At 68.4% G+C, this 18,444-nt stretch carries 19 protein-coding genes; 12 read left to right on the top strand and 7 right to left on the bottom strand.

All coding sequences use genetic code 11. From position 1 onward, the window contains the following. Positions 1 to 51: 51 nt before the first annotated feature. From ACZ522_RS15295 to ACZ522_RS15285, 3 genes are all read right to left on the bottom strand, one after another. Positions 52 to 756 carry a TMEM165/GDT1 family protein gene (locus ACZ522_RS15295; RefSeq protein ID WP_379697761.1) on the bottom strand — a complete coding sequence of 235 codons (705 nt, stop codon included), beginning with the start codon at positions 754 to 756 and terminating at the stop codon, positions 52 to 54. Then, complete coding sequence (locus tag ACZ522_RS15290; RefSeq protein WP_379697763.1) at positions 753 to 1,466, bottom strand: metal-dependent transcriptional regulator; 714 nt, start codon at positions 1,464 to 1,466, stop codon at positions 753 to 755. The genes ACZ522_RS15295 and ACZ522_RS15290 overlap by 4 nt, the downstream gene beginning before the upstream one ends. 88 nt (positions 1,467 to 1,554) lie before the next feature. After that, entirely contained in the window at positions 1,555 to 2,730 is a 1,176-nt protein-coding gene (locus ACZ522_RS15285; RefSeq protein ID WP_379697765.1) for a pyridoxal-phosphate dependent enzyme, read from the bottom strand. 131 nt (positions 2,731 to 2,861) lie between these two features. Here ACZ522_RS15285 and ACZ522_RS15280 point away from each other — a divergent pair, with 131 nt between their 5' ends. Further along, positions 2,862 to 4,139, top strand: coding sequence for an NAD(P)/FAD-dependent oxidoreductase (locus ACZ522_RS15280; protein ID WP_379697768.1), 1,278 nt, complete (start codon positions 2,862 to 2,864; stop codon positions 4,137 to 4,139). 1 nt (position 4,140) lies between these two features. On the opposite strand, the gene ACZ522_RS15275 is transcribed toward ACZ522_RS15280, so the two are convergent. Continuing rightward, on the bottom strand, positions 4,141 to 4,845 hold the full coding sequence (locus tag ACZ522_RS15275) for a metallophosphoesterase (protein ID WP_379697771.1): 705 nt from the start codon (positions 4,843 to 4,845) through the stop codon (positions 4,141 to 4,143). A 119-nt stretch (positions 4,846 to 4,964) separates the two neighbouring features. Here ACZ522_RS15275 and ACZ522_RS15270 point away from each other — a divergent pair, with 119 nt between their 5' ends. Continuing rightward, on the top strand, positions 4,965 to 5,768 hold the full coding sequence (locus tag ACZ522_RS15270) for a DUF7839 domain-containing protein (RefSeq protein WP_379697774.1): 804 nt from the start codon (positions 4,965 to 4,967) through the stop codon (positions 5,766 to 5,768). A gap of 10 nt (positions 5,769 to 5,778) precedes the next feature. Here the strand turns inward: ACZ522_RS15270 and ACZ522_RS15265 are convergent, their stop codons facing one another. After that, entirely contained in the window at positions 5,779 to 6,387 is a 609-nt protein-coding gene (locus ACZ522_RS15265) for a J domain-containing protein (RefSeq protein ID WP_379697776.1), read from the bottom strand. Between the two features lie 152 nt (positions 6,388 to 6,539). Here ACZ522_RS15265 and ACZ522_RS15260 point away from each other — a divergent pair, with 152 nt between their 5' ends. The 3 genes from ACZ522_RS15260 (at position 6,540) to ACZ522_RS15250 (ending at position 10,037) form a co-directional block, all read left to right on the top strand. Beyond that, positions 6,540 to 6,788: a DUF8075 family protein gene (locus tag ACZ522_RS15260; protein WP_379697778.1), complete on the top strand. Its 249-nt coding sequence runs from the start codon at positions 6,540 to 6,542 to the stop codon at positions 6,786 to 6,788. A gap of 104 nt (positions 6,789 to 6,892) precedes the next feature. Next, complete coding sequence (gene ppsA / locus ACZ522_RS15255; protein ID WP_379697780.1) at positions 6,893 to 9,217, top strand: phosphoenolpyruvate synthase; 2,325 nt, start codon at positions 6,893 to 6,895, stop codon at positions 9,215 to 9,217. 64 nt (positions 9,218 to 9,281) lie between these two features. After that, positions 9,282 to 10,037 (top strand): CPBP family intramembrane glutamic endopeptidase, encoded by a 756-nt coding sequence (locus tag ACZ522_RS15250; protein ID WP_379697783.1) that lies wholly within the window; start codon positions 9,282 to 9,284, stop codon positions 10,035 to 10,037. 28 nt (positions 10,038 to 10,065) lie between these two features. On the opposite strand, the gene ACZ522_RS15245 is transcribed toward ACZ522_RS15250, so the two are convergent. After that, positions 10,066 to 10,638 carry a cupin domain-containing protein gene (locus ACZ522_RS15245; protein WP_379697786.1) on the bottom strand — a complete coding sequence of 191 codons (573 nt, stop codon included), beginning with the start codon at positions 10,636 to 10,638 and terminating at the stop codon, positions 10,066 to 10,068. Positions 10,639 to 10,764: 126 nt separating this feature from the next. On the opposite strand from ACZ522_RS15245, the gene mfnA reads away from it, so the two are divergent. The 5 genes from mfnA to metG all read left to right on the top strand — a co-directional run bounded on the left by mfnA (position 10,765) and on the right by metG (position 15,760). Next, positions 10,765 to 11,841, top strand: a complete 1,077-nt coding sequence (gene mfnA, locus ACZ522_RS15240) for a tyrosine decarboxylase MfnA (RefSeq protein WP_379697789.1) — start codon at positions 10,765 to 10,767, stop codon at positions 11,839 to 11,841. Positions 11,842 to 11,929: 88 nt separating this feature from the next. Beyond that, entirely contained in the window at positions 11,930 to 12,550 is a 621-nt protein-coding gene (locus ACZ522_RS15235; protein WP_379697792.1) for a YqaA family protein, read from the top strand. A gap of 165 nt (positions 12,551 to 12,715) precedes the next feature. Continuing rightward, entirely contained in the window at positions 12,716 to 12,976 is a 261-nt protein-coding gene (locus tag ACZ522_RS15230; protein ID WP_379697795.1) for a hypothetical protein, read from the top strand. 172 nt (positions 12,977 to 13,148) lie between these two features. After that, positions 13,149 to 13,433 carry a hypothetical protein gene (locus tag ACZ522_RS15225; protein WP_379697798.1) on the top strand — a complete coding sequence of 95 codons (285 nt, stop codon included), beginning with the start codon at positions 13,149 to 13,151 and terminating at the stop codon, positions 13,431 to 13,433. Positions 13,434 to 13,687: 254 nt separating this feature from the next. Then, positions 13,688 to 15,760, top strand: coding sequence for a methionine--tRNA ligase (gene metG, locus ACZ522_RS15220; protein ID WP_379697801.1), 2,073 nt, complete (start codon positions 13,688 to 13,690; stop codon positions 15,758 to 15,760). A 40-nt stretch (positions 15,761 to 15,800) separates the two neighbouring features. On the opposite strand, the gene ACZ522_RS15215 is transcribed toward metG, so the two are convergent. Then, complete coding sequence (locus ACZ522_RS15215; RefSeq protein WP_379697805.1) at positions 15,801 to 16,031, bottom strand: hypothetical protein; 231 nt, start codon at positions 16,029 to 16,031, stop codon at positions 15,801 to 15,803. Positions 16,032 to 16,159: 128 nt separating this feature from the next. Here ACZ522_RS15215 and ACZ522_RS15210 point away from each other — a divergent pair, with 128 nt between their 5' ends. Both ACZ522_RS15210 and pyk read left to right on the top strand, forming a co-directional pair. Then, a complete protein-coding gene (locus ACZ522_RS15210) occupies positions 16,160 to 16,495 on the top strand; it encodes a hypothetical protein (RefSeq protein WP_379697807.1) in 336 nt (111 codons plus the stop codon). A gap of 126 nt (positions 16,496 to 16,621) precedes the next feature. Beyond that, positions 16,622 to 18,379, top strand: coding sequence for a pyruvate kinase (pyk, locus tag ACZ522_RS15205; RefSeq protein ID WP_379697810.1), 1,758 nt, complete (start codon positions 16,622 to 16,624; stop codon positions 18,377 to 18,379). The last annotated feature ends 65 nt before the right edge of the window (positions 18,380 to 18,444 follow it).

The raw sequence follows: 18,444 nt of genomic DNA, 5'->3' as shown, positions 1-18,444 counted from the left end.
CCGGGACGAACTGGAGCGAACCGAACGCCGCCGGGGGTCGCAGGTCACGGGTCACAGGAGGCCGGTCACCGCGGAGGCGATGCCGCCGACGGCCGTCTCCCAGACGGAGAAGCCCGTCACCATCGAGACGACGGTGTCGAGGCCGAAGAACAGGAACAGCGCCGCGCTGAACAGGTGGGCCTTCCGCATATCGACCCGGTGGGCGAACGTGTGGAAGAAGTAGGCGTTCGCCAGACTCACCGGGAGGATGGCGAGCATCTCGCCCACCCAGATGGCCGACGTCGCGCCGTACTGGACGGCCAACCCGACGGTGACGAGTTGGGTCTTGTCGCCGAACTCGCCAGCGGCCATCATCGAGAAGATGGGGACGAACCCGCCGAACCGGCCGGAGACGCGGTCTATCGGGGCCGGGAGGTCCCAGTCCGCGGTGAGGCCCCCCGTCCCGCCGTCCGTCTCGGCGCCCGCTCTAGTCGTCCCCGGTTCGGGCGCGGACCGAAACAGCAGGACGGCGAAGGTGACGAACAGTACCGCGGTGACGGCGTCGAGGACGAACGGCGAGAACGCGTCCTGTAACGCCTGCCCGAACCACACTTCGAGGGCGGTCCACCCGGCGAACGCCGACCCCGCGGCGGCGACGACGACGAGGGGATTGTACCGCGTCGAGAGGCCGGCGATGATGAACTGCACCTTCTCGCCGGGCAACACCAGCAACTGCGCGACGAACGCGACGGTGAGCACTTCGAGGTAGCTCGTCACGCCGTGGGTACCTCCTCGCTTCCGCCGTCGAAGTTACCCGTCGCGCGGACGCGAATCGACGCCGCGACGGCGTCCGGAAGGCTCTGCTCGTCGCCCTCGATTCGGTCGCCGTCGGCGACGCGGACGGTCACCATGCCGAACGGGGCGACGTCCGTCACCTCCACGCTCGTTCCGGGGGTGATGCCGGCGTCCGCGAGGTACTCCAGTTCCTCCTCGTTGCGGTCGCTGACGCGCGCGACGACGACCGTATCGCCGACGGAGTGATCCGAGAGTCGCGTCGTCTCCTCGTGGTCGAGGGGGGTCAGATCGGGCGAGGGAATCGGGTCGCCGTGCGGGTCTACGGTGGGGTTCCCGAGGACGTCCGCGACGCGCCGTTCGAACTCCTCGGAGATGTGGTGTTCGAGGGCGTCCGCCTCGTCGTGGACCTCGCTCCAGGAGTAATCGAGGTGTTCCGCGAGGTACGCCTCCAGCAGGCGGTGGTGACGGAGGACTTCCAGCGCCACCGTCTCGCCCTCCTCGGTCAGTTCCGCGCCCTTGTACTTCTCGCGGTGGACGAGGCCGCGGTCGGAGAGCTTCCCGAGCATGCTCGTGACCGTCGGCGGCGTCTTCCCGAGGTACTCGGCGATGGCGGAGGTGGAGACGGGCGGCCCGCTCTCGGCCTGAATCTGGTAGATGGCCTTCAGGTAGTCCTCCATCACGTCGCTCAACATACCCCGAATTAGACGAGTCTAAAGTAAATATCCTCGGGCCTCGAAACCGTGCGGGTCCGGCGACTGTCGCCGCCGCGGATTGGTCGCGTTAGATGCCCTTCCCCATCAGGTGACTGCGGAGGATGTCGGCCGTCTTCGTCCCGGATTCGGTGTTTACGACCACCACGTCGTCGTCCGCGCCGACGACGCCGTCCTCGGCGAGTCGCCACGCGGCGGCGACGGCGGCACCGCCGGCCGCGCCGACTTCGAGTCCGGCGTTCTGCGCGGCGGCGACTGCGCTCTCCAGTATCTCGTCGTCGTCAACCGCGAGAGCGTCGCCGCCCGTCTCCGCGAGGGCGGCGAGTGCGGCGGCCCCGCCGTTCGGGTCCGGAATCTCGAGTTCGCCGACGATGGTGTCCGGACCGGACCACGGTTCCACGTCGTCCGCGCCGCGTTCGTGCGCGGTGACGACGGGCGCGCATCCCGACGGTTGCGCGGCGTACACCGGCGGCACGTCGTCCGTGACGCCCGCGTCGCGGAGTTCGCGGAAGCCCTTCGCGACGCCCGCGACGACTTCGCCCGTCCCCGCGGGGACGACGACGGCGTCCGGCACCGTCCACTCGAGGGATTCGGCCACCTCGAACGCCACCGTCTTGATGCCGTCGTGGCGGTACGGGTTGTCGAACTCCTGCAGGGTGTGCCACTCGGACTGCAGTTGCTCGTGGAGGGCCTCCTCGGCGTCGGGGTAGCGGCCGCCGACGACGCGCATCTCGCCGCCGTGGACGTTCACCATCGCCTTGTTCGGGAACGGCGCGCGCGAGGGGACGAACGAGTACGACCGCAGGTCCGCCATCCCCGCGTACGACGCCGCCGACTGGCCCGCGTTGCCGGGCGTGGCGAGGGCGACGAGTTCCGCGTCCGCCTCGCGCGCGGCGGTGACCGCGGGCGAGAGACCCCGGTCCAACACGGTGCCGGTCGGGTTCCGCCCCTCGTCTTTGATTCGGAGCGTTCCGACGCCGAGTTCCGCCGCGAGCGTCGGCGTCTCCACCGACGGCGTCCCCCCCTCGTCGGCGGTCAACGGGTCCGAGAACGGGAGGAGGTCGGCGTACCGCCACATCGTGCCGGTCGGCGCGTCGTCCAACCCGCCGTCCCCCCACGCGACGGCGTCGAGGTCGTACGCCGGGTCGAGATGCGCGCCCGCGTCGCTCCCGCCGGTCGTCGTCGCCTCGTACTCCTCGCCGCTCTCGGCGCAGCGCAAGCCGAGAAACGCCTCGCTGGTGTCCATACCGGGCGTTGCGGCGCGACCGACAAATCCCTAGCCATTCGGCTTTTTCGACGCTTCGCCGCGCGCGGCCGACCTGCACCGACTGACTGTCGCGCACAGTACATTAGTGCGGTGCGCGAGAAGGCCGGGGCATGGACGAAACCGTGGTCGTCGTCGGCGCGGGCCTCGCGGGTCTCGTCGCGGCGCGTCACCTCGCCGACGAGGGTGCCGACGTGACACTGTACGAACGGCACCACGAAGTCGGCGGACGAGTTCGGACGCAGAAACGAGACGGGTTCACCCTCGACCGGGGCTTTCAGGTGCTCTTCACCGGCTATCCGGCGGTACAGCGAGAACTCGACGTGGACGAACTGGACGTTCGGGAGTTCTCCCCGGGGGCCGTCATCGCCCGCCCCGGCGAGCGTTCGACGCTGTCGGACCCACTGCGCGACCCGAAGTCCGTCATCTCGACCCTGCGGAACGACGAGGTGACCCTCACGGACAAGGTTCGGACGATGGCGCTTCGCCAGCACGTCCGCGGCATCTCGGAGCGCCACCTGTTCGAGGGACCGGACACGAGCATCCGAGAGTACCTCCGCGAGTGGGGGTTCTCCGAGAAGTACATCGAGAACTTCGTCGCGCCGTTCTACGGCGGTATCACCCTCGACCGGTCGCTCACCACCTCCAAGCGCGTCTTCGAGGCGACGTTCAAAGCGCTCTCGAACGGCCGCATCGTCGTCCCCGCCGAGGGGATGCAGGAGATTCCGAAGCAACTCGCGGAGAAGGCCCGACAGGCGGGCGCGGAGATTCGCCTCGAAACGGGCGTCGAGTCCGTCGAGAACTACGACGACGGCGTGACCGTGCGGACGACGGCGGAGACGGTGGAAGCCGACGCCGCAGTCGTCGCCGCCGACCCGAAGGAGTCGCTCCGACTCACGGGCGTCGACGAGATACCGACGATCGCGCGGACGTCCACGACGCAGTACTACCGCCTTCCGGCGGGGACGGACTTCGGAACCGGGCGCAGACTCCTGTTGAACGCCGGCAGCGACGCGCCGAACACCGTCGCGCCGATGACGAAAGTCGCGCCGGAGTACGCGCCCGGCGACTACGAACTCCTCGCGGCGACGTTCCTCGGAAAGGAGGCGGCAGAACAGAGCGCGATGCAGTTGGCCGCCAAGACGAGGCGGAAACTCAACTCGTGGTACCCCGACGGGTCGATAGACGACATCCAGTCCATCCACACAGACCGCATCGAGTTCGCGCAGTTCGACCAACCGCCGGGAATCCACGACCGACTGCCGAAGTACCGCGACCCGGGCGGGTGGACGTACCTCGCGGGCGATTTCACCGAGTGGTCGTCGATACAGGGCGCGATGCGAAGCGGTCGCAAGGCCGCCGAGGCGGTGGCGTACGACCTGCGACTCTGACTCAGAGCATCCGCCGGAACTCGCCCAACGGCGGGAACGTCAGCGCCTCGTCCGCGCTCTCGTCGTACAGTATCGGGCGGAACGCGTCGATGTCGGTCACGAGGGGCGACTGCACGTCCCGGGTCCGGAGTCGGTTCACCACCACGCCCGCCGCGAGGCGATTGAACGCCGGGAGCATCAGCACGTCCGCGCCGCGGAACGCCTCCTCGCCGTAGAGGAAGCAGGGCCGACGCGTCCCCTCGATGGTTATCGCGGGGTGGTCGTGACCGACGACGTACAGCGACGCCTCCCGTTCCGGGAGGGCGTGCCCGTGGCAGACGACGACGGACGCGTCCGTCTCCCCGCCGAGGACGTACTCGTCGTGGACGGTGCCGTCGAAGACGGAGTCGAGGACGGTGTCGTGGTTCCCCCGGACGAAGACGGGGCGCGCGCCGGCCTCGCGGCACGCCTCGGTCAGGTCGGCGACGCCCTCGCGCGCCCGCGACGTCGCGGACCCGAACTCGTGGAGGACGTCGCCCGCGAAGACGACCGTCTCGGGCGAACGGGCGTCGAGGTGGTCGGCGAGGCGTTCCCGCAGGTCGCGACGCTCCCCGAGGGGGAACTCGACCGACGACGCTTCGTCCCGGCCCACGTGCACGTCCGCGAGGACGAGGGCGTCCGCGCCGGGGAGGTACGCCGCCCTGTCGCGGTAGACGACCTCGAACACGGTGCGAGGCAGGGCCCCGACGCTCAAAGCCGTACCGTTCGGCGGCGGAACCGCGGCGAACGGGTCGGCGACCCGCGGGGGCGACGGGATTTTTCACCGCTCGGTTCGTGCGACGGAGCATGACCGGGGCCCTCGAAGACAAGCGGACGGCCACCCGACTCCGCATCCTCGTCGAGATAGCCGACAGACAACCGGCGGTGAGTCAGGGCGAGATAGCGGACGCGGTGGGCGTGACGAGTCAGGCCGTCAGCGAGTACATCCGGGAGTTGGTCGAGGACGACTACGTCGAGAAGGAGGGACGGTCCCGGTACCGGGTCACGAAGGAGGGCGTCGACTGGCTGTTTCAGAAGGTCAAGGACCTCCGGCGGTTCGCCGACCACGTGACCGACGACGTGTTAGAGAGCGTCCAAGAGGACGCCGCCGTCGCCGCCGAGGACGTCTCCGCCGGCAAGACGGTGACGCTGTCGGTTCGAGACGGCCTCCTCCACGCCGCCCCCGGGTCGTCCGGCCCGGCGACGGGCGTGGCGACGACGGACGCCGAGGCGGGCGACGACGTGAGCGTCACGGGGTTCGAGGGCGTCATCGAGATCGGTCCCGGGCGGGTGACGGTCGTCCAGGTACCGCCCGCGCGGTCCGGCGGGAGTTCCGCGGTGGAACCGTCGGCGCTGGAAACCGCCTGCGACGGCGCGGACGTGGTCGTCGCCGCGGGCGTCGAAGCGGTCGTCGCCCTCCGGAAGGCCGGCGTCGAGTCGGAGACGGCGTTCGCGGCGGGCGAGGTGGCGTCCGCCGCCGCGGAACGGGGGTTGGACGCGACGGTGGTCGCGACCGCGGACCTCGTCGGCAGGGTGACGGACGCCCTCCGCGACGGCGACGCCCTCTACGAGGTCACCGAGGCGGCGCGGGTGGAAGAGGACGGACGATAAAACAGACTCTTCAGGCGGCCGCGCCCTCGGCGTGTTCCCTCGCCGTCGCGTACGCCTCCTGTAGCTCCTTGAACTCCGATTGGGACCCGCCGTGGTCGGGGTGGACGTCCTTCACCCGGTCGCGGTAGGCGCGTTTCACCTCGGCGGGGTCGGCCGTCGTCGGCACGCCGAGGTAGTCGAACGCGGCGGTCACCGGACTCTCGCGGGTCGGCGCCGCGGGTTCGAACTCCGGCACCTCGAACGGGAGGCGACGCCCGAGTCCGTGCGCGGGCATCTCGTGTTCGCAGAGGACAGTGTACGTCCCCGCCCGTTCGAGTCGGAAGTACGCCTGCGCGTCGAAGGTGATGGCCACGTCGCGTTGCGGGAGGTAGAACGCGACCGTCTCGCCGTGGAGGGCGTGGTCCTCGACAAACGGTTCGCCTATCGTCCGGAGGTAGTCGCGGATTTCGGTCCGACGACGGCCCGCCCCGTCGATGTTCGGACCGCGGGACACCGCCTCGTCGGGGAACAGTCGCCCCCCCACGAGGAACACCCCGGCGACGACGAGGGAGGCGACGATACCCCCGACGACGCCGAGGAGAAGCCACGGCGGCGTGAGCGACACCAAGTCCGATTGCACGACCCAACAGAGGTCATCGAGGATAAAGAAACTCTCGGGGCGAGCGGTGCCGTTCCTCGCCGTAGTCGGGTGTTCGGACGCCTCGTTCCGGGCCGGACGTTCCGTCCCCGCCACGCGACGGACGTTTACTGTCTCGGTTCCTACTGCACCCCGTGCGACCGATACGATTCGAGGAGGCCGACTCGGCGGAACGGACGCAGATAGGCGAAGGGTTGACCCGACCCGCCGTCGCCGCCGGCCGGTTGGAGACCGGTCGCGAGGAGGGGAAGTACTTCCTCCGCCACGACGACGGGTGCGCCGTCTGCGGCGAGGAAGTAAGCGCCGGCAAACCGTTTTATCTCGACCCTGAAACCGGCGAGATACTCTGTGAAACCCACGGTTCGGCCAGACGAGAGGAGTGACCGTATTCACCGAACCTAACGTACTCGCGGCCGAGTAGTATTTTATTCATGCTTGCGTTGTCCGGAAAGTACTTATTACGAATTGTGGTGATTAACAAACGCTAATGGCTGTAGTTTGGCTGGACGACGTACGCGCCGCCGATTTGGGTACGGTCGGCGGCAAGGCGGCTTCGCTCGGCGAACTCACGGCGGCGGGACTTCCCGTCCCTCCGGGGTTCGTCGTAACAGCAGGAACGTACCGGGCATTCATCGAGGACGCCGGTATCGACGAGGAACTGTTCGAGGCCGTCGACGTGGACCACGAGGACTCCGCCGCGTTGAAGGAAGCGCACGAACGCGCGCACGAGCTCATCGTGGAGACGCCGGTCCCCGAAGAGGTTCGCGAGGAGATTCTCGCCGCCTACGAGGAGATCGGCGAGGACGCCTTCGTCGCGGTGCGGTCGTCCGCGACGGCGGAGGACCTGCCCGACGCCTCCTTCGCGGGGCAACAGGAGACGTTCCTCAACGTCCAAGCCGACGACTTGGTGGAACGCGTCAAGGAGTGTTGGGCGTCGCTGTTCTCTCAGCGAGCGATATACTACCGCAACAGACAGGACTTCCCCCACGACGAGGTGGACATCGCGGTGGTCGTACAGGAGATGGTCGCCGCCGAGAAGTCCGGCGTGATGTTCACGTCGCATCCCTCGACGGGCGAACCGCGCATCATCATCGAGGCGGCGTGGGGTCTCGGCGAGGCGGTGGTCTCCGGCACCGTCTCCCCGGACAACTACGTCGTAGACCGCGGGACGAAGGCGGTCGAGACGGCGACCGTCGCCGACAAGAAGGTGATGATGGAGAAGGACGAGGAGACGGGCGAGACCGTCGAACGCGAGGTGTCGGAGGACCGCCGGAACGCGCGCGTCCTCTCCGACGAGGAGATTTCGGAGTTGGTCGAACTCGGCGAACGCGTCGAGGAGCACTACGGCGAACCGCAGGACGTGGAGTGGGCCGTCTACGAGGGCGACATCTACATGCTCCAGTCGCGGCCCATCACCACCATCTCCGAGTCGGGGACGGACGCCGACTCCGGGGCGGTGGAGGCCGCCGGCGACGGCGGGGCCGAGGTGGCGAGTGCCGGTAACGGCGCGGACGGCGCAGACGGAACCTCGGACGACGGTGACGTACTCGTGCAGGGACTCGGCGCGAGTCCGGGCATCGCCTCCGGCGAGGCGCGCATCGTCACGAAACTCGACCACCTCGACCAGGTGGGCGACGGCGACATCATCGTCACCGAGATGACGATGCCTGACATGGTGCCCGCGATGAAGCGCGCGGCGGGCATCGTCACCGACGAGGGCGGCATGACCTCCCACGCCGCCATCGTCTCCCGCGAACTCGGCGTCCCCGCCGTCGTCGGCACCGGGTCGGGCACCCGCGAACTCGACGACGACCAACCCATCACCATCGACGGCGACAAGGGCACCGTCCGCGAGGGCGTCGTCGAGTCCGAGGACGTCCAACGCGAACCCATCGAGGAGGCGCGTCCGAAGACGCCGGTCAAGCCGATGACCGCGACGGAGGTGAAGGTGAACGTCTCCATCCCCGAGGCGGCCGAACGCGCCGCCGCGACGGGCGCGGACGGCGTCGGACTCCTCCGGATGGAGCACATGATCCTCTCGACGGGGAAGACCCCCGAGAAGTACATCTCCGACAACGGCGAACGCGCCTACGTGGACCAACTCGTCGAGGGGATGCGCACCGCCGCCGAGGAGTTCTACCCCCGGCCGGTCCGCATCCGAACGCTCGACGCGCCGACCGACGAGTTCCGCCAACTGGACGGCGGCGACGACGAACCGAAGGAGCACAACCCGATGCTGGGCTACCGCGGCATCCGGCGGTCGCTCGACACCCCCGAGGTGTTCAAACACGAACTGGAGGCGTTCCGGCGGATGTTCGAGATGGGGTACGACAACGTCGAGATAATGTTCCCCCTCGTAAACGACGCCGAGGACGTCTACCGCGCGAAGAACCTGATGCGCGAGGCCGGCATCGACCCCGACAAGCGCAACTGGGGCGTGATGGTGGAGACGCCCGCCTCCGCACTCGGCATCGAGGAGATGGCCGGGGCGGGCATCGACTTCGCCTCGTTCGGGACGAACGACCTCACGCAGTACACCCTCGCGGTGGACCGAAACAACGAGAACGTCGCCGACCGCTTCGACGAACTCCACCCCTCGGTGCTGAAACTCATCGGCGACACCATCGAGACGTGCCGCGAACTCGGCGTGAAGACGAGCATCTGCGGGCAGGCCGGGTCGAAGCCGAAGATGGTGCAGTTCCTCGCCGAGAAGGGCGTCTCCTCCATCTCCGCGAACATCGACGCCGTCCGCGACGTGCAACACGAGGTCAAGCGCGTCGAACAGCGTCTCATCCTCGACTCGGTGCGCTGACCCCCGAGTAACGCCCCCGCCACGCGCTTTTATCTCTCGGTCGGCCGTACGACCGCAGTAGTCCATGCCCTCCACCCACGCCTCGTCGCCCCGTCGCGGCGTTCGGTCCGCCGTCGTCGCCTTGACCGTCGTCTCGGTCCTTCTCGTCGTGACGCTCGTCGTCGCGGCGGCGGCCGGAGCGGTGGTCGTCCTCTCCGTCCTCGCGGCCGAACCCGCGGGGGAACGGTCCATCGCTCTCGTCCTCCTCGCGGCGGTGGTTCCGACGGAGGCGGTGTACCTCGCCGTCTCCATCACGTACGCCCACGTCAGGGAACTCCCCGTCCCGGTTCGCGTCCCGACGCGGCGCGACGCCGCCCTCGTCCTCGCGGGGTCCGTCGTCACCGTCGTCGCCGCGACGGTCATCTTCGCCGTCGGCGACGCCGCCGGCGTCAGCCCCGTCTCCAGCGCGTTCGACCCGGCGACGGGGGCCGACCCGTCGGCGCTCCTCCTTCTGGCCCCCCTCTCGATACTCGTCGTCGCGCCCGCCGAGGAGGCGTTCTTCCGCGGCGTCGTGCAGGGCCGCCTCCGGCGGACGTTCGGACCGGCCGCCAGCGTCGGCGTCGCCAGCGCCCTCTTCGCCGCCGTCCACGTGTTCAACTTCGTCTCGTTCGACCGGCCGGTCGGACTCCTCGTGCCGTTGGGGGCCATCTTCGTCGTCTCGCTGGTTCTCGGCGGCGCGTACGAGGTGACCGACAACCTCGTCGTCCCGGTGGCCGTCCACGGCGCGTACAACGCCACATTGGCCGTCGTCTCCTACCTCTCCGTCGTCGGCGCGGTGTGAGAGAACGAGGGAGGGCCCCCGGCGGCCGTCACTTCCGGAACGGCGGTTCTTCGAACTCCGCGCCGCAGTCGGGGCAGACGGTCACCGGCCGGTTCCCGTCCGTCAGCGTCGCTCGCAACTCGTCGCCGCCGCAGTCCGGACATCCCGGCGGAACGCGTTCGGCGCCGCAGTCCGGGCAGACGAGTTTCGGTTCCCCGCCGTCGGTTTCGGCGCGCACGTCGTCGCGTCCGCAGTCGGGACAGGCGACCGGAATCCGAACGTCGGTACTCTCCCGGGGCGCACCAATCGCGAACGCCACGAGAACGCCGTCGGAGTCGTTCCGCCCCGACTGGAACTCGCCGGGCGCGAACCGCACCGCCTCGCCGGCGTCGACGGCGAGTTCGCCGGCCATCGTCTCGAACGTCGCCGTCCCCGCCACGACGACGAACACCTCCTCTTGGTCGGCGTGCGCGTGCAGTCCGCCGGGGAACCCCTCGCCGGGCGCGAGTCGGTAGCGGTTGAGGGCGAAGCCGGTCGTCCCCAACGCGTCCGAGAGGCGGCGTCCTTCGCTCTCGTCGCCGAGAGGGACTGATTCCGCGTCGTCGAAGGAGACGCGTTCCATGCATCCCGATTCGTCGCCGTCCGCATATGCACCGGGGTGGTTTCGGGCGGACGCCGCCGCGCGGACGCGACATCGCACCCGACAGACAACGGAATTGATAAACGCCGCCGCGGGGTAGGAGGTTCCATGCAGCGGGCCGCCCCGCAGGAGTTCACTCGCGTCCTGTCGTCCATGTGCACGGAACCGCATCCGGCGGCGCGGGACGCCGCGGAGCGGTTTCTCGCCTCGAACCCGGGCGACCCCGCGACGTACCGGACGGTCGCCCGACTCGAACACCGGGCGGTCGAGACGCTCGGCGAGATTACGGGCCTGTCGGACCCCAACGGCTACGTGACCAGCGGCGGCACGGAGGCGAACATCCAAGCCGTCCGGTCGGCGCGCAACCGTCGCCGCGTCGAGAACCCGAACGTCGTCGCCCCCGAGAGCGCGCACTTCTCGTTCACCAAGGCCGCGGACGTCCTCGGCGTCGAACTCCGCCGCGTCCCGACGGACGAGGCCCACCGCGCGGACGTGGACGCCGCGCGGGCCGCCGCGGACGACGACACCGTTCTCGTCGTCGCCGTCGCCGGGAGCACGGAGTTCGGACGCGTGGACCCCGTCCCCGAACTCGCCGCCGTCGCCCGCGAGGCGGGCGCGTTCCTCCACGTGGACGCCGCGTGGGGCGGGTTCTACCTCCCCTTCGCCGACCGCGAGTGGGGGTTCGCCGACGCGCCGGTGGACTCGATGACCATCGACCCCCACAAGTGCGGGCAGGCCGCCGTCCCGGCGGGCGGACTCCTGTTCCGCGAACGCGCCGGACTCGACGCCTTGGCGGTCGATACGCCGTACCTCGAATCCACGTCGCAGGCGACGCTGACGGGCACGCGAAGCGGTGCGGGCGTCGCCGCCGCCGCCGCCGCGATGGACGCCCTCTGGCCGGACGGCTACCGCCGCGAGTACGAACGGGCCGCGGAACTGGCGGCGTGGTTCGCGTCGGAACTCCGCGAACGCGGATTCGACGTGGCGGACGTCGAACTCCCCATCGTCGCCGCCTCCGTTCCGGAATCGCTCTTCGAGCGTCTCCGCGAGGCGGAGTGGCGAATCTCGCGCACCGAGTCGGGGGAACTCCGCGTGGTCTGCATGCCGCACGTCACCCGCGAGATGCTCGCCGCCTTCCTCGCGGACCTCGACGACTTCGACGAACGCCGCTCGTCGGCCCCCTGATCGGAGTCCGTTCCGGGTCGGTCGGCCGACGGGACGGCCCGTCACCGGAGTCGGAATCTCAAGACTTACAACCTCTCGTTTGGGAGGAATGAGCAAAGTGTCTCTCGCCGCCGCTATCGAGGTGTTCGCTCAGGGCGCGGTCCCCGTCGGACACGCAGTGGACCCGGCGGCGGTCGGCGCGAGCCTCTTCCCGGAGTTCGGCTTCTCCGACACGGTCCGGCGCGCGACCGGACTGTTCGGCCTCTTCGTCATCTTCGTCTACTCGTTTCTCATCGCCTTCGCCCTCCCCGGCGTGAGCGAAGTCGTCCTCCTCGCGCCGATAGACCTCGGACTCACCTACTGGCAGCGGATGACCGTCATCATCGTCGTCAGCGGAGTCGGCAAGGCCGCGGGGAGCGTCTTTGCGTTCCACATCGGGCAGGAGGCCAAGGAGGCCGGCCCGATCATCCGCGCGCTCCGTCGTTCGCGGTTCGACGTGGTGGAGTGGTCCGAGCGAAAGACGGTCAAACTCGCGCAGACGTGGGGGTACGCCGGCCTCGCGGCGGCCCTCTGCGTGCCGGGGTTCCCCGACACGCTCTCCATCTACGCGTTCTCGGTCCTCGAAGAGGACTACCTGAAGTTCGCGGCGGCGACGTTCGTCGGGAGCGTCGGCCGTCTCGTCATCACCCTCGTCGGCGTCGAAGCCGTCGTCGCGTTCGGATTGCTGTAGCGCGGAACCGAGGTGCGCGCCGCGACGACTCCCGAAGCTGTCCCTCCCCCGAGGAGTCCCAACTCTCCGAGTAAGTGCCGTCTCGCGACCGGTCCGCGCCGAACACGTTCAAAATGTCGGCGGGAATAACTATGTGGTAACCAACCGACAGTGCCATGCACTACCATGGAACGAAGCAGTCGAGCGTTCATCCGAATCGCCATCGCAACCGGTGCCGTCGCGGGAGCGAGCGGAACCGCTCTCACGGGGTGTAAGACCCACGACTGCAACAAGTTCGGCAACCGCGAGGAACAACCGGGGAACGAGAACGGGCAGGCCGTGGGCCACGACAAGGACGAGGGTGATCCCGGCGGCGACGCCCACGACCAGGACGAGGAGAACCCCGAGAAACCGGGACAGCGAGTTGGACACTGCAAGTACGATTGAGCCCCGGCCCGACGAATTTTTTCCATCCGTCGCCCCGGCGGTGACGGACGCGTCTCCCTCGCGAGAGGGTCCGAATCGAGAGTGTAACGTTTCGGAGAGGATCTTCGTTCCGGTTCGGACGAAGCGCCGAACGGCGAGCGGATTTATCCTGCCTCGATTCGTGTCACCACACATGGACGTAGAGACCGGTATGCGACAGATCGACGAAGCGGTCCGGAACACCGTCGGCGCACAGAACTACGACGAGGGGACGGAAGCGGAGTACCGGCAGGTGCTGAAGGAAGTCGAGAGCATCGCCGGCGGCGGTGCCGTCGAAGACGTCGTCGGGTGGATCTCGGGCGAGGTTCGCGGCGAGGAGTCGCTCCCCTCGAAGAACGCCGTCGAGGAACGCGCGGCGCAGATATGCCGCGACTACGACGAGGAGATTCCGTCGTCCTCGCGGTTGGCGAACGCCTGAATCGGCGCGGCGCGTTCGACGGACCCGAGTTACTTTTCTTCGGCGCGCGACTATCGACACCCGTGACGCTCGTCCGCACCGGCCCGATGCGTATGCGCACTTCCTTCTAGCGCCGGGTGGACCCGAGGCGCGGTCGGCGGTCGGTAACGCGGCCGGCGGCCGGGCCCGGCGAACCTCGGGCGCGCGGTTTTCCGCCGAGAGACGCTTCCGAAACCAGCGGGATTTTGGTCCCGCCCCCGAACCACACACGATACATGAGCCACGAGGACTTTCCCACGGACACGCCAGCGGTGGTGACGTGCGGGTTGCCGTACGCGAACGGCGACCTGCACATCGGACACTTACGAACGTACGTCGGCGGCGACATCTTCAGCCGCGCCCTCCGGAAACTCGGTCAGGAGACGGCCTTCGTCAGCGGGTCGGACATGCACGGCACGCCCGTCGCCGTCAACGCCGAGAAGGAGGGCGTCACGCCCGAGGAGTTCGCCCTCCGCCACCACGAGAAGTACGAGGAGACGTTCCCCGAGTTCGGCGTCGAGTTCGACAACTACGGCCACACCCACGACGAGACGAACACCGAACTGACGACGGACATCGTCCGAACGCTCGAAGACGAGGGGTACGTCTACGAGAAGGAGATCCAGGTCGCCTACGACCCCGAGGCCGACCAGTGGCTTCCGGACCGGTTCGTCGAGGGCACCTGCCCGTACTGCGGCGAACACGCCCGCGGCGACGAGTGCGACGAGGGGTGCGGCCGGCACCTCGAACCCGGCGAGATAGAAGATCCCACCTCGGCGCTGACGGGCAACCCCGCCGAGTACCGCGAACGCACGCACAAGTTCTTCGAGGTGTCCGAACTGCAGGAGTACCTGCAGGAGTTCATCGACAGACTCGAAGGGACGCCGAACGCGCAGAACCAGCCCCGAGAGTGGATAGAGGGCGAACTGCAGGACTGGTGTATCACCCGCGACATGGACTGGGGCATCGACTACCCCGGCGACAACCCGCAGGACCTCGTCCTGTACGTATGGGTGGACGCGCCCATCGAGTACATCTCCTCGACGAAGCAGTACACGGACCGCGTCGGACGCGACGAGTTCGACTGGGAGGCGGCGTGGCGCGAGGAGGGGGAGATAACCCACATCATCGGCCGCGACATCATCCAGCACCACACCGTCTTCTGGCCGGCGATGCTCCGCGCCGCCGGGTTCGTCGAACCCCGCGCCGTCATGGCGTCGGGGTTCATCACGCTCAACGGCAAGGGGTTCTCCACGTCGCGGAACCGCGCCGTCTGGGCCGACGAGTACCTCGACGAGGGCTTCCACCCCGATCTGTTGCGCTACTACCTCGCCACGAACGGCGGGTTCCAACAGGACGTGGACTTCTCGTGGGACCGCTTCCGCGAACGCGTGAACAACGAACTCGTCGGCACCGTCGGCAACTTCGCGTACCGGTCGATGCTGTTCGCCTACCGCGAGTTCGAGGGTGCGCCGGACGCTCCCCTCTCCGACGAGGTGCGCGACCGAATCGAACGGGCGATAGAGGAGTTCGAGGCGGGCGTCAACGACTACTCCGTCCGCGAGGCGGGCAACGCCGCCGTCAGAGTCGCGCAGTTCGGCAACGAGTACATCCAGCGGAACGAACCGTGGAAGCTCGACGACGACGACCCGCAGAAGGCGCAGGTCATCCGCGACTGCGTGCAGGTGGCGAAGGCCGTCGCCGTCCTCTTCGAACCCGTCGCGCCGGACAAGGCGGAGGCCCTGTGGGCCGACCTGAACGAGGGGAGCGACGTTCACGGCGTCGGAACCGACGCCGCACTCGAAGCGCCCGCCGAGTCGTTCGGCGAACCCTCGGAGCTGTTCGAGAAGATTCCCGAGGAACGCGTCGAAGAACTCAACGAGAAGCTCCGGTCCCGCGTCGAGGAGAGCGAGGACGAGGCGGAAACCGAAACTGACGACGACGACGAGAGTGATTCGACTGTGAGCGACGAATTCGAACCCGTACTGGACGACCGCATCGACTTCGAGGGGTTCCAAGAGCTCGACCTCCGCGTCGGCGAGATTCTCGACGCCGAGGGCATCGAGGGCGCGGACAAGCTCGCCAAGTTGACCGTCGACATCGGCGTTGAGGAGCGTCAGATCGTCGCCGGCATCAAGCAGCTCCACGATTTAGAGGAACTGCCCGGCACGAAGGTAGTCGTCGTGGCGAACTTAGAGAAGGCGGAGCTGTTCGGCGTCGAGTCCAACGGGATGGTCCTCGCCGCGGGCGAACAGGCCGACCTGTTGACCACCCACGGCGACGCCGTCCCCGGAACGAAGGTCAGATAGCCGGAATAACGAGTCCGTCCCGCGGCGCGTCGCGCCGCGTCTACTCCTCCATCGACACCTGCACCTCGTCGTCGGTGACCGCGACTATCTGCTCGGCCGTCAACGCGAGTTCGCCCGACCCCTCCGAAACCGCCTCCTCCCGGTCGGCGACCGAGGGGGCGTCCGTCTTCATTATCGCCTCGTTCCCCTCGATGCCGGTGATTCGGCCGATGGGTTCGTCGTTCGGGCCGATCACGGTCTTTCCGACGAGTCGTTCGGTCACTTCCTGCATAGTCGGTTCAAGGGGCGAGAGAACCGAAAGGCTGGTGGCGCACCTATCTCCCGGGGAGTCAGTTCAACCAGCTCACACGTCTCGTGAGGACACGAAACGGTTTTGCCACCCTAGGCGAGAGACCGGCCATGTTCTTCGGTCTCACGAGCGAGGATGTCAAACTGGAACGGGGGCCGCCCGTTCGCCTCTCGGAGCGATTGGCGGTCGCTCACTTCTACTTCGTCGCGGACAGTAGCCGGGGCGTGCGGGAGGGAATCGAACACGTCGCGGTGCACGACCAAGGCGACGACACCTACGACGTGCGCTTCACCGGCCACACCGACGGCGCGTACGTCGTAGAGCGCGCGGTTCTGGAGGATATCTGCGCCTCACTCGCGGAGGGCGACCGGTATGGCGAGTGGAAGGCCCGGTTCAGGGGGGAGCGCCCCGACTGGGTGCCGAACAGTATCACGGAAGGCGAGTAGGCCGCGGCGGACGGCGAACCGCCGTTCGTCCGGATGCGGGGCGGCACGGTTCGTGTGTGCGTGGTTTTTCGGCACGGACGGACGTCATCGTCGGGCTTTTTTATCCGATCGGGAGTAACTTGACGCATGAGAAACGCGAAAATCGTCTGTACGCTGGGACCAGCGTCAGACGACCGAGCGACGATTCGGTCACTCGCCGACGCCGGGATGAGCGTCGGGCGCTTGAACGCCAGTCACGGGACGCCCGAACACCGCGCGGAGGTCATAGACCGCATCCGCGCGGTGGACGAGACGACGGAAGCGCCGTTGGCGGCGATGGTGGACCTACAGGGGCCGGAGGTTCGGACCGCCCCCCTCGACGAACCCATCCACCTCGAAACGGGATCGGAGGTACGGTTCGTCGAAGGCGACGACGCGACGCCCGAGGAAGTCGGGCTGTCGTACTCCATCGCCGCCGCGGAGGCGGGCGACACGATTCTCCTCGACGACGGCCGCATCGAGGCGACGGTCGAACGGGTCGAAGACGCCGCCGTTATCGCCCGCATCGACTCCGGCGGCCAACTCAGCGGACGCAAGGGCGTGAACGTCCCCGGCGTGAGCCTCGACATCGACCTCATCACCGAGAGCGACCGCCGCGAGTTGGAAGTCGCCGCCGAGAAGGAGGCCGACTTCGTCGCCGCGTCGTTCGTCCGCACCGCCAACGACGTCTACACCATCAGCGACGAACTGGAGAACCTCGGCGCGGACATCCCCGTCGTCGCCAAGATAGAGCGCGCGGGGGCCGTCGAGAACTTAGACGAGATTATCGATGCGTCGTACGGCGTGATGGTCGCGCGCGGCGACTTGGGCGTCGAGATGCCGCTGGAGGACGTGCCCATCATCCAAAAGCGCATTATCCGCAAGTGCCACGCGACGGGGACGCCCGTCATCACGGCGACGGAGATGCTCGACTCGATGGTCCACGCGCGGCGGCCCACCCGCGCGGAGGCGTCCGACGTGGCCAACGCCGTCCTCGACGGGACGGACGCGGTGATGCTCTCGGGCGAGACGGCCATCGGCGACAACCCCGTCCGCGTCGTCGAGACGATGGACAGCATCGTGCGACAGGTGGAGGCGAGCCCCGAGTACGACGAGACGACGGAGGGGCACATCCCGACCGCCGAGGACAACTCGCGGACGGAAGCGCTCGCTCGGTCCGCGCGCTACCTCGCCCGCGACATCGAGGCCAGCGCGATAGTCGCCGCCTCCGAGTCGGGGTACACCGCGCGGAAGACGGCGAAGTTCCGCCCCGCCGTTCCCGTCGTTGCCACGACGCCGAACGACCGCGTGCGCCGCCAACTCGCGCTCTCGTGGGGGATCATCCCGACGTACTCCGCGTACCGCGACGGCATCGACGAGATGATGGACGACGCCGTCGAAGCCGCACTCGACACGGACGTCGCCTCCTCGGGCGACACCATCGTCGTCCTCTCGGGGATGATGACCGAACTGGAGGGGACGAACACGACGAACATGCTGAAGGTCCACGTCGCCGCGGAGGCCATCGCCACCGGGCGCAACGTCGTCGGCGGGCGCGTCGCCGGCCCCCTCGCGTTCGCCCCCGGCGGCGACCTGACGGACCTGCCGGAGGGCGCGATTCTCGCCCTGCCCGCGGACTTCGACGGCGAGTTCGAGGGCGACGCGAAGAAACTCGCCGGAATCGTGGACGCCCGGCCAGGCATGACGGGCTACCCCGCACTCGTCGCCCGCGAGATCGACATCCCGATGATATCGGGCGCGCCCATCCCCGAGAGCGTCACCCCGGGCACCGAAGTGACGCTTCACGCGGAACGCGGCGTCGTCTACGAGGGGAACGTCATCGAACACGGGAAGGGGCGGCGCTGACGGACGCCGACCCGCGCGCGGATCGACCGCCCCTCCGTGTCGGTAGGCATTTCCCGACCCGTCTC

The sequence above is a fragment of the Halopelagius fulvigenes genome (assembly GCF_055398025.1).
Note: the sequence above shows the minus strand (reverse complement) of the source record. Positions and strands in the feature narration are given on the sequence as shown.

Coding starts and splice junctions, on each gene's coding strand:
- ACZ522_RS15285 (WP_379697765.1), bottom strand. CDS start 2,730: ATGGACACCAGCGAGGCGTTTCTCGGCTTGCGCTGCGCCGAGAGCGGC.
- pyk (WP_379697810.1), top strand. CDS start 16,622: ATGAGAAACGCGAAAATCGTCTGTACGCTGGGACCAGCGTCAGACGAC.
- ACZ522_RS15230 (WP_379697795.1), top strand. CDS start 12,716: ATGGAACGAAGCAGTCGAGCGTTCATCCGAATCGCCATCGCAACCGGT.
- ppsA (WP_379697780.1), top strand. CDS start 6,893: ATGGCTGTAGTTTGGCTGGACGACGTACGCGCCGCCGATTTGGGTACG.
- ACZ522_RS15290 (WP_379697763.1), bottom strand. CDS start 1,466: ATGTTGAGCGACGTGATGGAGGACTACCTGAAGGCCATCTACCAGATT.
- mfnA (WP_379697789.1), top strand. CDS start 10,765: ATGCAGCGGGCCGCCCCGCAGGAGTTCACTCGCGTCCTGTCGTCCATG.
- ACZ522_RS15235 (WP_379697792.1), top strand. CDS start 11,930: ATGAGCAAAGTGTCTCTCGCCGCCGCTATCGAGGTGTTCGCTCAGGGC.
- ACZ522_RS15245 (WP_379697786.1), bottom strand. CDS start 10,638: ATGGAACGCGTCTCCTTCGACGACGCGGAATCAGTCCCTCTCGGCGAC.
- metG (WP_379697801.1), top strand. CDS start 13,688: ATGAGCCACGAGGACTTTCCCACGGACACGCCAGCGGTGGTGACGTGC.
- ACZ522_RS15250 (WP_379697783.1), top strand. CDS start 9,282: ATGCCCTCCACCCACGCCTCGTCGCCCCGTCGCGGCGTTCGGTCCGCC.
- ACZ522_RS15270 (WP_379697774.1), top strand. CDS start 4,965: ATGACCGGGGCCCTCGAAGACAAGCGGACGGCCACCCGACTCCGCATC.
- ACZ522_RS15210 (WP_379697807.1), top strand. CDS start 16,160: ATGTTCTTCGGTCTCACGAGCGAGGATGTCAAACTGGAACGGGGGCCG.
- ACZ522_RS15280 (WP_379697768.1), top strand. CDS start 2,862: ATGGACGAAACCGTGGTCGTCGTCGGCGCGGGCCTCGCGGGTCTCGTC.
- ACZ522_RS15225 (WP_379697798.1), top strand. CDS start 13,149: ATGGACGTAGAGACCGGTATGCGACAGATCGACGAAGCGGTCCGGAAC.
- ACZ522_RS15215 (WP_379697805.1), bottom strand. CDS start 16,031: ATGCAGGAAGTGACCGAACGACTCGTCGGAAAGACCGTGATCGGCCCG.